Consider the following 14,240-nt stretch of genomic DNA (forward strand, 5'->3'; position numbering starts at 1 on the left):
CGCTACCGCAGTCCCGGCGTTGTTCATCAGCGCAGCGATGCGGGGTTGCGTCATGGCATCCTGCGAGCCAACCATCCATGCCGGCGCTGTCGGGTTCTCCGGAACGACCGCGCCGACGAAATCCGAACGAGGGAGTTTTCTCAATGAATAAAACCGATCTGATCAATGCCATTGCCGAGAAGGCCGAGTTGACCAAGGCCGACGCTGGCCGCGCTCTGGAAGCCTTTTTCGAGACCGTGCAAAAGTCGTTGAAGAAGGGTGAGGACGTTTCGGTTGTCGGCTTTGGCACGTTCACCGTGCGCAAGCGCGCTGCCCGCACCGGCCGCAACCCGCGCACCAACGAAGCGATCAAGATCAAGGCGTCGAAAGTGCCCGCGTTCAAGGCTGGCAAGACCTTGAAGGATGCCCTAAACTAAGCGGCTGACGCTTGGTTTCGGGTGCTTAGCTCAGCGGTAGAGCGTCGCCCTTACAAGGCGGTGGTCGTAGGTTCGATCCCTACAGCACCCACCAGAAAAAATGCGGAGTGGTAGTTCAGTTGGTTAGAATGCTGGCCTGTCACGCCGGAGGTCGCGGGTTCGAGTCCCGTCCACTCCGCCACAGTTCGCAAGGGCGCCCGTGTGGCGCCCTTGTCATTTGAGCGGTTCGTTCGCGTCCGGCAACACCGGGCGGCGCGGGCCGGTTTGCTGACCTGATCCATGCGCGTCATGCGCTTTCACCATCTTGCGGGAAGATTTCGATGCTGCAGGCAATGCGTAACAAGATGCATGGATGGCCGTCCATCATCCTTCTGGGGGTTTGCGTCTTTGCGATGTCGCTGTTCGGCATGGAGAGTTACTTCATGTCGCACGACGAAGCCTACGTGGCCAAGGTCGGCAAGCACGAGATCGACCAGCGCGCGTTCCAGGACCGCGTGAACCAGGTGCGTCAGCAGCAGGTCGCCCAGCAGGGCGAGCAATTCGATTCCAGCTCGTTCGAGAAGCCCGAGACCAAGTTGCGCATCCTCGACGGCATGGTCGACGAACAGCTGTTGCAGCAGGCCAATGAGGATTGGGGGCTGCGGGTATCCGACCTGGCGATGCGCGACTACATCGCTTCCATTCCCGCGTTCCAGGTCAACGGCAAGTTCGACGGAACCAGCTATCAGGCCTGGCTGACCAGCCAGTACAAGACGCCGGAAATGTTCGAGCGGGAAATTCGTTCGTCGCTGGCGATCCAGTTGCTGCCCTCGGCGATCAACGCCAGCACCATCGTCAGCGATGCCCGCCTCGACCAGTTCCTGAAACTGCAGGCCCAGCGACGTGACCTGCGTTACTTCGTGTTGCAGCGCCCGACGCTGGAAAACAGCACGGTGAGCGACGCCGAGATCGAGGCCTGGTACAAGTCGCATCAGGCCGACTACATGAAGCCCGAGACGGTCTCGGTGAAGTACATCGAAGTGGTCGGTGCCGACCTGCCTCTGATCGCGGAGCCCAGCGATGAGGATCTGCGCAAGCGCTATGCCAGCGAGAAGCAGCGTTTCGTGCAGCCGGAACAGCGCCTGGTTTCCCATATCCTGATCAACGTGCCGGCCAACGCCACGCCGGAGCAGCAGAAGGAAGCGCTGGCCAAGGCCGACAAGATCGCCGCGGAGGCGACCCCCGCCGATTTTGCCAAGCTGGCCCAGCAGGATTCGCAGGATCTGGGTTCGCGCCGTCTGGGTGGTGATCTGGGCTGGCTCGAGAAGGGCGTCACCAACGAAGCCTTCGATTCGGCGTTGTTCGCATTGCAGAAGGGGCAGATTTCCAAGCCGGTGCTGTCGACCGACGGTTACCACATCATCTGGTTGCGCGATGTTCGCAGCGGCCAGTCGAAGCCGTTCGAGGAAGTGCGCGACCAGCTGGTCAAGGAAGCGACGGCGGCCGATCGCGACCGCAACTACAACGACGTCGCGGGCAAGATGTCCGACAACACCTACCAGAATCCCTCTTCGCTGGAGCCTGCCTCGGTGGCGCTGAAGCTGCCGATCAAGACCACGGCGCTGTTTTCGCGCCAGGGCGGCGAAGGCGTGACGGCGAATCCGAAGGTGATCGCCGCGGCCTTCAGTGACGACGTGCTGGTGCAGGGAAACAATTCGGCCCTGATCGATCTGGGCAACAACCATTCCCTGGTGTTGCATGTCGACCAGCACGTTCCGGCCGCGGCCAAGCCGCTGGCCGAAGTGCGCGCCGATGTGCAGCAGAAGATTCTCGATGAGCGCATGGCTGCGGTCGAGAAGAAGCAGGCCGACGAGGCCCTGGCGCGCCTGCACAAGGGCGAGGCGATGGATGCGGTGGCCAAGTCGCTTGGCGCGACCGTCACGACGGTGAGCGAGGCGGTTCGGCATGCCCAGGTGCCTGCGCCCCTGCTGACCCGGGCCTTCCTGATGCCGCATCCGGTGGACAACAAGCCGCAATTTGCCGCGGTCGACATGCTGGACGGCAACTATGCCCTGCTGGCGGTGGACAAGGTGCAGGACGGCGATCTGACCAAGCTGCTGCCGGAGCAGCGCGAGTCGCTGCGCCAGCAGATGGCGCAGGCTTATGGTTACGAGGCCGCCCGCGAACTGATTGACCACCTCAAGGCGAAAACCGAGATCAAGATCAACAAGCAGAGGCTGTAGGCACCGGCGGTCCTGCATCGCTTGAAAGAAAAGGACGACCTCGGTCGTCCTTTTCTTGTTCCGGCCGAGGTGGTCCCTGCCCAGGCAGGCCGGTCCGCGATGGCGTCAGTTCGGTGCGCTGATCTGCAGCGTCTGACCGGGCTTCAGCGAGTGCTTGCCGAGATGGTTCCAGCGCTTGAGCTGATCCACGCTGACCGCGTAGGTGCGGGCGATCTGCCACAGGCTGTCGCCGCGCTTGACGGTATGTATCCGGCGCTCGCTTTGGTCGCTGGTGGAGCTGATCGCCGGGGCATCGGCTGCCGTCGCCTGCAGCAGGCCGTTGTCGTCGTTGCTGTCGGCAAGCTCGGGCAGGGCGTCGCTGAACCGGCGGGCGTGTGCCGCGGGCATCATGAGGTATGAGGCGGCTGCGGTGTCGATCGTGTTGCTGCCAAACGCCCCGTTCAGTCGCTTCAGTGCGTCCAGCGTCATGCCGGCGCGATCGGCGGCCTGCGCCATCGACATCGCGTGCGGCACATCGGCCTGTACCAGATGCTGCTCGCCGGGCAAGGTCGGCAAGCTGACGTTGAAACGGTCCGGCTCGCGCACGACGCAGGCGATCGCCAGCAATTTGGTCAGGTGTTCGCGGGTCACCTTGCGCACGGGCAGCGTGGGAATGGTCGGCTGGTCGGGTGGCGCGCCATGCAGCCTGATGGCCTTGCGGATGGCGAACTCGCCCGCGTTGTACGCATAGTCGACCGTCCGCCAGTCACCGAACTGCTTGTGATACTGCTCCAGCAGTTTCATCACGGCATTGGCCGAGGCCCGCACGTCGAGGCGGCCATCGTAGTGGCGGTCCACGCGCAGCCCCAGTGATCCGGCGGTGACCGGCATCAGTTGCCACATGCCGGCGGGCCGATGCTTGCGCGCGGCAATCGGCCGGAAGTGGCTTTCCACCCATGGCAGCAACACGAACTCGCCGGCCACATCATAGTCTTCGGCAACTTTCTGCACGTAGACCAGGCGTGGCAACACCGCTTGCAATTGGCTCTCGAATTGCTTCGGATGGCGCGTGTATCGCCTGGCCCATCCCAGCACGGCCGGGTCGGCGTCGCAGCCCGGCATCGCAAAGCTTCCGCGCAGTCGCATCCAGACATCGCCTGCCGTCTGCGCAGCGGGTGATTCGATGTTCGGCACCGGTGCCACCGGTGCAGGCACGGGGGAGGGGATTTCGACGGGTGCAGTGGTCGGCTGCAGCGGTGCGTTGGCACATGCCGCCAACAATGCGCAGAGGGCCGCCGGCAGGATTCGGATGGCCAGCTTCATGCGCGAAAATCGTCCTTGGCGCGACGCAGGGCGGCGAAACGCGTCACGCGATCTTCCCCGCTGCCTTGCTGCCGTGCCCACTCAACGACATCGGCGGTGTCGACGCGCAGGAAGGGGTTGCAGGCCAGTTCGTTGCGAAGCGGAATCGGCAGGGTGGGACGGGAGCTTTCGCGCAGACTGGCCACGTCCTGCAGTCGTCTTGCCAGGTCCGCGTTGGCGGGCTCGACGGTCGACGCGAATCGCCCGTTCGCCGCGGTGTATTCGTGCCCGGCACAGACCAGCGTGTCGGCGGGCAGTTGCGCCAGGCGATCCAGCGAAGCAAGCATCTGCGCCGGCGTGCCTTCGAACAGGCGGCCGCAGCCCATGCTGAACAGGGTGTCGCCGCAAAACAGCAGGCCGGCTCCCACGAAGGCGATATGGCTGAGGGTATGGCCCGGAACCGCGATGACGTCGAAATGGATGGATGGCGCGGCCAGTTCGATGCGATCGCCATCGACCGCCGGCTGGAAAGGCTGCCCGATATCCGGGTGGACCGGTGCGTGGACAGGCACCTCGTGACGTGCACGCAGGGCGGACATCCCGCCGATGTGGTCGGGGTGATGATGGGTGAGCAAGATGGCGCGCAGCCGCAGCCCTCGCGCCGCCAGCGCCTGTTCCACGACGGCTGCGTCGCCCGGGTCGACGACGACGGCGTTCCCGTCGTCGTCATGCAACAGCCAGATGTAGTTGTCGGCCAAGGCCGGTAACGGAAGGAGATGCACGAAGGGGATCCGCTGCGTTGGGAAAGTCCCCAAGGCGCGGGGACTTGCTGTGGAACGACAGACGCGGCCATCCCGGCGCGCTTGAGGCGGTCGACTATAAATTGACGCTACGGCGAACTCGTTAGGCTGGCGTTAAATGCCCGGTCGACCGTTCAGCTGTGTGCGGCAGTTCCGCTCGATGAGTGACCTGCTGAGTCATGGCAGCAACCGTTACACTGTGAAGAGCAATAGATGCCGGACCGGTTTGCATGCAGCATCGCGATGACGAGGTCTACTCCAGCCCACCCATGCTTCGTTTGCTGGACGAGCAAAGCCAGGCATTGAAGCCCGGGCTGCGGCGTTGTGTCGGCACGCATGGCCTGCTGCTGGATGCATCCCCACGGTATCCCCGACCGGCCTTGCCGTTGCTGGGTTGCTGGACCTCGCTGGCTGTGACCGACGGTGGCTACGATGGCGATCTGCGCGCCAGGGCGGACGAACCGCTGCCCTTCGTCGACGATGCATTCGAGCTGGTGCTGGTGCGGCAGGCGCTGGAACTGGCATCGCATCCCGCCGCGTTGCTCGATGAACTCATTCGGGTGCTGGCGCCCGGCGGCACGCTGGCGTTGACCGGCGTGCATCCGCTGGGTTGCTGGTCGGCATGGCTGCACTGGCGCGCCCGCGGCAGGTCGCTGGCGCTGCAGATGCCGTGGCGCCTGCGCCACCGCCTTGAGCGCGAAGGTCTGCTGGTCGAGCGGGTGCTGCGGATCGGCAGCGCCTGGCCGGGCGCCGCCGTGGCGCGGCGCAGCCCTGTCAGCGTGTTCGGCGGAGGTTACCTGCTGCTGGCGCGAAAGCACCGGCGACCGGTCACGCTGCTGCGCTCGCGCCCGCAACAGGTGCGGGTGCCAGCCAGCGGCCAGCTTTCCCCGGCGGCGCGTCGTGGCGCGTCGCTCCAGATTTTTTCAGGAACTGCAAAAGACGATGAGTGAAGTGGAAGCCTTTACCGATGGTGCTTGTCTGGGCAACCCCGGACCCGGTGGCTGGGCCGCCCTGCTGCGTGCCAAGGGCAGCGAGCGCATGGTTGCCGGCGGCGAGCCGGCCACCACCAACAACCGGATGGAATTGATGGCGGCGATTGGCGCGCTGGAGACCCTGACCCGGCCCTGCCAGGTCATCCTGACCACCGATTCCCGTTACGTGATGCAGGGCATCGAACAATGGATGCCGAAGTGGCGAGCCAATGGCTGGCGCACCGCGGACAGGAAGCCGGTGAAGAACCAGGACCTGTGGCAACGCCTGTCCGATGCCGTCGGCGCCCATCAGGTGCGCTGGAAATGGGTGAAGGGCCACAACGGCCACGCCGAGAACGAACGGGTCGACCAGGCCGCGCGCGAGCAGGCCGAGTCGATGAAGGGCCGGGCATGAGGCAGATCGTCCTCGACACCGAAACGACCGGCCTCGAAGTCCGCCAGGGACACCGGCTGGTGGAAATCGCCTGTGTGGAAATGGTCGAGCGCCGGCTCACCGGCCGGCACTACCAGACCTACCTCAATCCGGATCGGGCCATCGACGAAGGCGCCCGCCTGGTCACCGGCATCGAGGACGAGTTCCTGCTCGACAAGCCGCGTTTCCCCGAGGTGGTGGAGGAGTTCCTGGCCTTCATCGATGGCGCCGAGCTGATCATCCACAACGCCAGTTTCGACATCGGCTTTCTCGATGCCGAACTTGCCCGGCTGGACAACGGCGCCGGCAGGATCGGCGACCGTTGCACGGTGCTGGATACGCTGGCGATGGCCCGCGAGCGCTACCCCGGCCAGCGCAACAGCCTCGATGCGTTGTGCAAGCGCCTGGGCGTCGACAACTCCCGCCGCGACCTCCACGGCGGCCTGATCGACGCCCAGTTGCTGGCCGACGTCTATCTGGCGATGACATCCGGACAGGTGGCGTTCGACCTGGGTTTCGAGGGCGCCGCCGAGCAGCATGACGTGATGGTTGTGGCGCCGGTGGTGTTGCGTTCGCGGCCACAGGTCCTGTACGCATCGGAGGAAGAACTGGCCTTGCACGAGCAGAGGCTGGATGCGCTGGACAAGAGTGCGGGTGGGGTGAGTGTGTGGCGGGGAGCATGATTGGTTGGCGGGGTAAGGGGGGTACCGGTTAACCCGGGTCGATTCTCACTGCCGTGTTACTACCGGAAAAGCAAGGCGCGTGCGAAGGACGATGCGGCGCCGCGCGGGTGGGATTGTTCGGCCCATCCTTGGGCCGAACCCCTTCGCGCTGCGCGCTACGGGGCCAGCCTGCGGCTGTCCAACAAGCTCCTGGCAAATTTGTCGACGACGAAGGCAGGATGCCGTAGTCGAACATCGGCGTAGCCGATGGCCCGCAGGGCGAGGCGCAGGATGCGCCGAGTAACCCGGGTGGGTTCTCACCCAGCCGTCACCGCCAGAAAAGCAAAACGCCCCACGAGGGGGCGTTTTACTTTTCTGGCGGAGAGGGTGGGATTCGAACCCACGGTACGCTTACACGTACGCCTGATTTCGAGTCAGGTACATTCGACCACTCTGCCACCTCTCCGGTGCGTTGCATGGTGGCTCATGCGAGCCGGGAATCATACGCGAGCGAACTTGCCGTGACAACAACCTTGTCTTCCGGCATGCTGCTACGGCTCGCCTCCATTGAATACCCATGATCGAATTCGGACACGGAACGCACGTCGGCCTGCGTCGCACGCGCAATGAAGACACTTATTACGCCGATGCTTCACTGGGCCTGTTCCTGGTGGCCGATGGCATGGGTGGCCATCAGCACGGTGAAGTGGCTTCGGCGCTGGTGCGTGATCAGGTCGTGCAGCAGGTCAGGGAGGGGAGCAGCCTGCTGGAGGCTGTGCGTGGCGCGGCCGGGAGCTTGCTCGAGCACGCCCGCGACAGCTTCGACATCCTGCCCATGGGCACCACCATTGCCGCACTCCGGGTGGATGGTGACAGCCATGAAGTGGCCTGGGTCGGCGACAGCCGGATCTACCAGTGGAAGCAGGGCTTGCGGCAGGTCAGTCATGATCATTCCCTGGTTCAGGCGCTGGTCGAGTCGGGACAGCTGGACCCGGCGCAGGCGGCGGAACATCCGCAGCGCAACGTGCTCACCCAGGCGCTGGGTGTCACCGCCATGGAACAGCTGCACATCGGCATGGCGCGGGGCAAGCTTGAACCCGGCATGAGCTTCCTGCTATGCAGCGACGGCCTGACCGAAGGCGTCAGCGACACGACCATCACACAGAAGATGGCCCGCGCCGACCTCTCGGCGCAGGAGTGCGTCGACCAGCTGCTGCTGTGCGCACTGGACAGTGGCGGCGACGACAACGTCACGATCCTGATCGTGCGTTCGCGCTGAAGCGCGGACTGGTTGCTACAAAAAAAGGGCCGCTTTCGCGGCCCCTTTTTCCTGTTGGGCAACGTGATCAGAAACGATACGTGCCGGTGAGGCTGACGACGTCACCGTGGTCCTTGAACTTGCCGTCCATGGTGCCGTAGCCCAGGGCCGCCTGGTTGGTCTGCTTGACGCGGGCATCGCTGACGAACTGGTGCTGATAGCCGAAGTCCACGGCGAACTTGTCGGTGGCCTGGTAACCGAGGCCGAAGCCCAGCAGGCGACGGGAGCCATCGGGGATGCGCGGATCGCGGCTGATGATGTTGGACGGGCTCTCGTCGTAGCCCACGCCGGCGCGCAGCGTCCACTGCGAATTCAACTTGTAGTCGCCGCCGATCGAGTAGACCCAGACGTCCTTGTAGGCCTGTGGCAGGCTGACCAGGGTCTGGCCGTTGGACTTCAGCGTCAGCTGCTTGAAGTTGGACCAGTCGGTCCACTTCACGCCGGCGGCAACACTGAAGTTGTCGTTGAACGCGTGCAGCCAGTCCAGGCTGGCAAATGCCGGCATGTTGAATTCGGCGCTGGCCTTGTCGCCATTGCCGTTGAGCGCGGGCAGGCCGGCGTTGGGGAAAACCACCGGAGCCAGCGCGATCAGATCCTTGGCGGCCTGGCTGCCGTACATGGCGTAGTCGCCGCTCAGGGTCTGCTTGATCTCGGAGTGATAGCTGAAGCCGATGCTGTCACGCGTGGTCGGCTTGAATTCGAAACCGGCGAAATAGCCGAAGGCGAACTTCTTCTTCACGTCCACGTTGAGCTGAACGTCGTCGCTCTGCGGGGCGCCCAAGATGGGCGCGCCCAGCAGGCCGGCGGCCGAACCGTAGGGATCGAGCATGGTGTTGAGCTGCGCCTTGGTGCGCTGACCGACAATGCCCGCACCGATCGAGAACTGGTCGTTGACCTTGAAGCCGGCCGAGAAGCTCAGCGCGATGGACTGCACGCTGGTCTTGGTGCCGAAGTAGCGGCCCTGCCAGGTCGGGTTGTATTCGCTGACCAGGCCGTAGGGCACGGTGACGCTGGCGCCGAGCGCCAGGCGGTCATTGACCTTGGTGGCAAATGCCATGTTCGGGAACGGAATGAACTTGCCGAAGCCATCCGGGTTGTTGCCGGTGGTCGGGTTGCCCTGCTGGTCCTGGAACGAGCCTTCGAACTTGGCGCTGGGACGAATGCCGGTGCCGGTCAGCTGGACCAGGGTGCCGTCGAAGAACGCCATGGCGGCCGGATTGTTGTAGACCGCCGTCGGGTCGTTCGCGAACAGCGAGCCGCCCGCATTGGCGCGCGCCCAGCCAGCGGCGTTGTCGGTGGGCAGCTGGAAGGAACCGGCCTGCGCGCCCAGCGGCATGGCGAGTGCACCGGCAACGGCCAGGGCGAGGCTGGCCTTGGTGCCGAGACGGGAGAGGTTTTGCAAGGTTTGACGGTCCACGTGGGTTCTCCTGTGACAAAAAGATCCGGGATGGGGTGCATCCGCGGCGATGGTTTCTGGTTTTGTGTGGTGACGATGGGGCAGCACGTATCGGAAGGTGGTGCGGTATCGCTTGGTCAGGACGCAGGCCTCCCGTCCTGGATCCAGAGAGTGGATGGCGGAATGCCCTGGCGCCGTGAATCCGTATCGGCGGCCGGTGGTGTCGTGCGGGTGGCTTCGGCTGTCACTTGGTCCTGTTGCAACACCTGCTCGATCAATTTGATCTGCTCCGTGTTTCCAGACGGGGCGGTGAGAATGGGGGACACCAGCGAGATCAGGCGCGCCAGCAGTTCGGTGTCGTTGATGGCCTCGCCCTTGCTGATGCTGGCGATCAGTTGCTGCATGTCTTCCCCGGCCAGCATGCCGGACAGCGCCTTGAGGGCGAAATGCAGGCGCAGTCCGAGCTCGCCCCGGGGAAGCGAGGGCAGGGCGCGCGCGAACGCCTCGAAGAAGCGCCCGGAAATCGATCGGTAATGCTGTTGCAGAAAATCCTGGATGAACGGCGAGGGGTCGCTGTAGACCCGACCCAGCAGGCGCATGAAGGCCGGCCCCGAGGCGCTGCCGTGGCTGAGCCGGAAAGCCGGCACGAACAGCATGGCCAGCACGGCGCGGGCGTCCAGCCCCTCCGGTCGCTGGCGTTCGCACGCACTCAGCAACTGCAGCCGCTCGCGGTTGAGTCGATCCAGTCGTTGCGACAACAGCTCCTGGACCAGCGCCTCCTTGCTGCCGAAGTGGTAGTTCACCGCGGCCAGGTTCGCGCCAGCCCTGGCGGTGATGTGGCGCAGCGACATCGCTTCGTAGCCGCCCTCGATGAACAGCCACTCGGTGGCCTCAAGCAGCCGCTTGCGGGTGTCACTGGGATTGGTTCGCTGCGTCGGACTCAAGAAGCTTGCCCCGTGATGGCCCAGCCAGGTAGCTGACACCTGCTTCAAATCAAGGATTGAAACACGTGTATGGAAGCTACCGGTGGGCCGCAGGGCGGGCAAGCTGCAGTGCACGATGCCAAAGAGACGGCTGCGGGAAGAGGGAGTTGGAGCTGGCGATCCTTGCGGGCCATGCGCGGGCTTGATCCGGCGTAGCAAATCGGGAGCGCCAGACAGCAAAAGGGCCGGATGAATCCGGCCCTTTTGCTGCACTGCATGGCAAATCACGTCAGCGGATGGCCGACATCGTCCTCAGTCTGCCTTCTTCTTGGCCAGGCGCAGCCAGGTGTCGACGACCGTGTCCGGATTCAGCGACAACGATTCGATGCCCTGTTCCATCAGCCATTCGGCCAGGTCCGGGTGGTCGGACGGGCCCTGACCGCAGATGCCGATGTACTTGCCCTTGGCGCGCGCGGTCTTGATTGCCATGGCCAGCAGCTTCTTCACCGCCGGGTCGCGTTCGTCGAACAGGCTGGCGACGATGGACGAATCGCGGTCCAGACCCAGGGTGAGCTGGGTGAGGTCGTTGGAGCCGATCGAGAAGCCGTCGAAGATGTCGAGGAACTCGTCGGCGAGCAGGGCGTTGGACGGCACTTCGCACATCATGATCACTTTCAGATCGTGCTCACCCTGCTTGAGGCCGTTCTTCGCCAGCACGTCGATGACCTTGCGGCCTTCGCCGAGCGTGCGCACGAACGGGATCATCACCCACACGTTGGCAAGGCCCATCACTTCGCGCACGCGCTTGACCGCCTTGCACTCCAGTCCGAACGCCTCGGAGAAGCTCGGGTCGACGTAGCGGCTGGCGCCACGGAAGCCGATCATCGGGTTCTCTTCGTGCGGCTCGTAGCGCGAGCCGCCGAGCAGGCCGGCGTATTCGTTCGACTTGAAGTCCGACAGGCGCACGATCACCGGCTTCGGATACACCGAGGCGGCGATGGTGGCGATGCCTTCGGCCAGGCGGTCGACGTAGAACTCGACCGGACCGGCATAGCCGGCGATGCGCTCGTCGATCTTCGCCTTGGTCTCGGCGTCCTGTTTGGCGTATTCCAGCAGCGCCTTCGGATGCACGCCGATGTGGCTGGCGATGATCATTTCCAGGCGAGCCAGGCCGATGCCGGCGTTCGGCAACTGGCCGAAGTCGAACGCGCGCTCGGGGTTGGCCACGTTCATCATGATCTTCAGCGGCGCCTCGGGCATGTCGCCCAGGTCGGCGGTGATCCGCTCGAACTTCAGGATGCCTTCGTAGATCGTGCCGGTGTCGCCTTCGGCGCAGGACACGGTGACGTCGGCGCCGTCGGGGATCAGCTCCAGCGCATTGCCGGTGCCGACCACGGCGGGCACGCCCAGCTCGCGGGCGATGATCGCCGCGTGGCAGGTACGGCCGCCGCGGTTGGTCACGATGGCCGAGGCGCGCTTCATCACCGGCTCCCAGTCGGGATCGGTCATGTCGGCGATCAGCACGTCGCCGGCCTGCACCTTGTTCATGTCGGACAGCGAACGGATCACCCGCGCCTTGCCCGCGCCGATCTTCTGGCCGATCGAGCGGCCTTCGGCCAGCACCTTGCCCTTCTCGCTGAGATGGAAGCGCTCGAGCTGGGTGGCGTGCGAACGCGACTTCACCGTTTCCGGGCGGGCCTGCACGATGTAGATCTTGCCGGTGTGGCCGTCCTTCGCCCACTCGATGTCCATCGGCCGGTCGTAATGCTTCTCGATGATCAGCGACTGGCGGGCCAGCTCCTGCACGTCCTCGTCGCTGATGCAGAACTTGTTGCGCAGGTCGGTCGGCGTGTCTTCGGTCTTGACCCGTTCGCCCGGGGCGCTGGAGTAGACCATGCGCAACTGCTTCGCACCGAGGTTGCGGCGCAGCACCGCCGGCTTGCCTTCGCGCAGCGTGGGCTTGAACACGTAGAACTCGTCGGGATTGACCGCGCCCTGCACGACCATCTCGCCGAGGCCATACGAACCCGTGACGAACACCACGTCGCGGAAACCGGACTCGGTGTCCAGCGTGAACAGCACGCCGGAGGCACCCACGTCCGAGCGCACCATCAGCTGCACACCGGCGGAGAGGAACACGTCCTCGTGCTTGAAGCCCTGGTGCACCCGATAGGCGATCGCGCGATCGTTGTACAGCGAGGCGAAGACTTCCTTGACCTTGTGCAGCACGTCGTCGATGCCGACCACGTTGAGGAAAGTTTCCTGCTGTCCTGCGAACGAGGCGTCGGGCAGGTCCTCGGCGGTGGCCGACGAACGCACGGCAACAGCAATATCGTCGGCGCCGGCGTCCTTGCACAGCTTGATGTAGGCCGCGCGGATCGCCTGCTCGAGTTCGGCGGGCAGGGCGGTATCCACGATCCAGCCGCGGATTTCCTTGCCCGCCGCGACCAGGGTGTCGACGTCGTCGACGTCGAGCGGAGCCAGCCGCTCCTGGATGCGTTTGGCCAGACCGCTCTTTTCCAGATACTGCTGGAACGCGTCGGCGGTGGTGGCGAAACCGCCCGGCACGGAGACACCCAGTTTGGCCAGGTTGCCGATCATCTCGCCCAGCGAGGCGTTCTTGCCGCCAACCTTGCCCAGGTCAGTCATGCGCAGTTGGTCGAGCCAAAGCACCAGATCGTTCAAGGGTGTCTCCTTCTGAGGAAGCGTTGCAAAGAGTGGAATGGACGCGACATGCAGGCCCGAAGCGGGTTGCAAAGAACTGGTATTGTCCGCTGCGGATGGTGCGCAGCACAAGAAGACCATTGCGCGCAGATGCCATTCCAACCCGATACCAGTCAGCTGGCGGTAGATTTTGGCGGCCGGGTCGGCGACTGCGATCGGGCCGATGCCGTGCCGATTCGCCGGGTTGCCGACGCCTCAGAATGCACGCCACAACCTGCTAAGGTGCGGCCAGACGCCATCCGCCATCTGCCATCAGGGCCACGCATGCATCGAACCGTATTCTTCATTTCGGACTCCACCGGGATTACCGCGGAGACCATCGGCAACAGCATCCTGGCGCAGTTCGAAGGCGTGCAGTTCGACAAGCACCGCTTGCCCTTCACCGACAACGCGCACAAGGCGGAGGCTGCCGCGCTGCGCATCAAGACCAATTACGCGCAGACCGGCCAGCGCCCGATCGTGGTCAACACCATGGCCGAACGCGCCCTGTGCGAGATCGTCGCCGCCAGCGGTGCGCTGATGCTGGACGTGTTTGCACCGTTCATCGGCCCGCTCGAGGAAGAGCTGTCCACCAAGCGCTCGGGTGCGGTCAACCGGTCGCATGGCATGGTCGATTTCGACAAGTACGAGGCGCGCATCAACGCGACCAACTACGCGCTGTCGCACGACGACGGCATCGACGTGAACTATGCCGAGGCGGACCTGATCCTGGTCGGCGTGTCGCGCTCGGGCAAGACGCCGACCTGTCTCTATATGGCCTTGCATTACGGGGTCAGCGCCGCCAACTATCCGCTGACCGACGACGACCTCGAGAAGCTCGAATTGCCGGCGCGTCTGCGTCCGTACAAGGATCGGCTGTATGGCCTCACCATCGATCCGGTGCGCCTGGCGCAGATCCGCGAACAGCGCCGAGCCGGCAGCCGCTACGCCACCTTGCAGCAATGCCGCTGGGAGCTGGAGCAGGCCGATCGCCTGATGCGCCAGGCCGGCATTCCCAGCCTCAACACCACCCATGTGTCGATCGAGGAGATCGCCAGCAAGATCTTCGATCGCTTCGGCATCGAGCGAACCATGTTCTGAAAACCCTGGCCCGC

General features: G+C 64.5%; 12 protein-coding genes and 3 tRNA genes. 9 read left to right on the forward strand and 6 right to left on the reverse strand.

The window, feature by feature from the left end; translation table 11 throughout:
- Positions 1–143: 143 nt before the first annotated feature.
- From ASD82_RS16545 to ASD82_RS16560, 4 genes are all read left to right on the forward strand, one after another.
- A complete protein-coding gene (locus ASD82_RS16545; RefSeq protein WP_007511239.1) occupies positions 144–416 on the forward strand; it encodes an HU family DNA-binding protein in 273 nt (90 codons plus the stop codon).
- A gap of 19 nt (positions 417–435) precedes the next feature.
- Positions 436–510, forward strand: a tRNA-Val gene (locus ASD82_RS16550).
- Between the two features lie 10 nt (positions 511–520).
- Positions 521–597: transfer RNA gene (locus ASD82_RS16555), tRNA-Asp, on the forward strand.
- A gap of 139 nt (positions 598–736) precedes the next feature.
- A complete protein-coding gene (locus ASD82_RS16560) occupies positions 737–2,638 on the forward strand; it encodes a SurA N-terminal domain-containing protein (RefSeq protein ID WP_056718881.1) in 1,902 nt (633 codons plus the stop codon).
- 105 nt (positions 2,639–2,743) lie between these two features.
- On the opposite strand, the gene ASD82_RS16565 is transcribed toward ASD82_RS16560, so the two are convergent.
- Together ASD82_RS16565 and gloB are read right to left on the reverse strand one after the other, a co-directional pair.
- The gene (locus ASD82_RS16565) at positions 2,744–3,763 is read right to left on the reverse strand and encodes a transglycosylase SLT domain-containing protein (protein WP_343123468.1); all 1,020 of its coding nucleotides are present in this window, start codon (positions 3,761–3,763) and stop codon (positions 2,744–2,746) included.
- A gap of 173 nt (positions 3,764–3,936) precedes the next feature.
- The gene (gene gloB / locus ASD82_RS16570) at positions 3,937–4,701 is read right to left on the reverse strand and encodes a hydroxyacylglutathione hydrolase (RefSeq protein ID WP_056718883.1); all 765 of its coding nucleotides are present in this window, start codon (positions 4,699–4,701) and stop codon (positions 3,937–3,939) included.
- Between the two features lie 248 nt (positions 4,702–4,949).
- Between gloB and ASD82_RS16575 the strand changes: the two genes are divergently transcribed.
- From ASD82_RS16575 to dnaQ, 3 genes are read left to right on the forward strand one after another with little or no spacing between them, the layout of a single operon-like run.
- Positions 4,950–5,669: a methyltransferase domain-containing protein gene (locus ASD82_RS16575; protein WP_056718885.1), complete on the forward strand. Its 720-nt coding sequence runs from the start codon at positions 4,950–4,952 to the stop codon at positions 5,667–5,669.
- Positions 5,662–6,105, forward strand: coding sequence for a ribonuclease HI (gene rnhA, locus ASD82_RS16580; RefSeq protein WP_056718888.1), 444 nt, complete (start codon positions 5,662–5,664; stop codon positions 6,103–6,105). The genes ASD82_RS16575 and rnhA overlap by 8 nt, the downstream gene beginning before the upstream one ends.
- A complete protein-coding gene (gene dnaQ, locus ASD82_RS16585; RefSeq protein ID WP_056718890.1) occupies positions 6,102–6,806 on the forward strand; it encodes a DNA polymerase III subunit epsilon in 705 nt (234 codons plus the stop codon). Before rnhA ends, dnaQ begins: the two co-directional genes overlap by 4 nt.
- Before the next feature lie 355 nt (positions 6,807–7,161).
- Here the strand turns inward: dnaQ and ASD82_RS16590 are convergent.
- Positions 7,162–7,251, reverse strand: a tRNA-Ser gene (locus ASD82_RS16590).
- Positions 7,252–7,362: 111 nt separating this feature from the next.
- On the opposite strand from ASD82_RS16590, the gene ASD82_RS16595 reads away from it, so the two are divergent.
- Positions 7,363–8,064: a protein phosphatase 2C domain-containing protein gene (locus ASD82_RS16595; RefSeq protein WP_056718893.1), complete on the forward strand. Its 702-nt coding sequence runs from the start codon at positions 7,363–7,365 to the stop codon at positions 8,062–8,064.
- A 67-nt stretch (positions 8,065–8,131) separates the two neighbouring features.
- Here ASD82_RS16595 and ASD82_RS16600 read toward each other — a convergent pair whose 3' ends face one another.
- The 3 genes from ASD82_RS16600 to ppsA form a co-directional block, all read right to left on the reverse strand.
- Complete coding sequence (locus ASD82_RS16600) at positions 8,132–9,520, reverse strand: outer membrane protein transport protein (protein WP_056718895.1); 1,389 nt, start codon at positions 9,518–9,520, stop codon at positions 8,132–8,134.
- A 116-nt stretch (positions 9,521–9,636) separates the two neighbouring features.
- Positions 9,637–10,443 carry a TetR/AcrR family transcriptional regulator gene (locus tag ASD82_RS16605; protein ID WP_056718897.1) on the reverse strand — a complete coding sequence of 269 codons (807 nt, stop codon included), beginning with the start codon at positions 10,441–10,443 and terminating at the stop codon, positions 9,637–9,639.
- A gap of 291 nt (positions 10,444–10,734) precedes the next feature.
- Complete coding sequence (ppsA, locus tag ASD82_RS16610) at positions 10,735–13,107, reverse strand: phosphoenolpyruvate synthase (RefSeq protein ID WP_056718899.1); 2,373 nt, start codon at positions 13,105–13,107, stop codon at positions 10,735–10,737.
- A 303-nt stretch (positions 13,108–13,410) separates the two neighbouring features.
- On the opposite strand from ppsA, the gene ASD82_RS16615 reads away from it, so the two are divergent.
- A complete protein-coding gene (locus tag ASD82_RS16615) occupies positions 13,411–14,226 on the forward strand; it encodes a pyruvate, water dikinase regulatory protein (protein WP_007805301.1) in 816 nt (271 codons plus the stop codon).
- Positions 14,227–14,240: the final 14 nt, after the last annotated feature.

Source organism: Rhodanobacter sp. Root179 (assembly GCF_001428465.1).
Lineage (GTDB): Bacteria > Pseudomonadota > Gammaproteobacteria > Xanthomonadales > Rhodanobacteraceae > Rhodanobacter.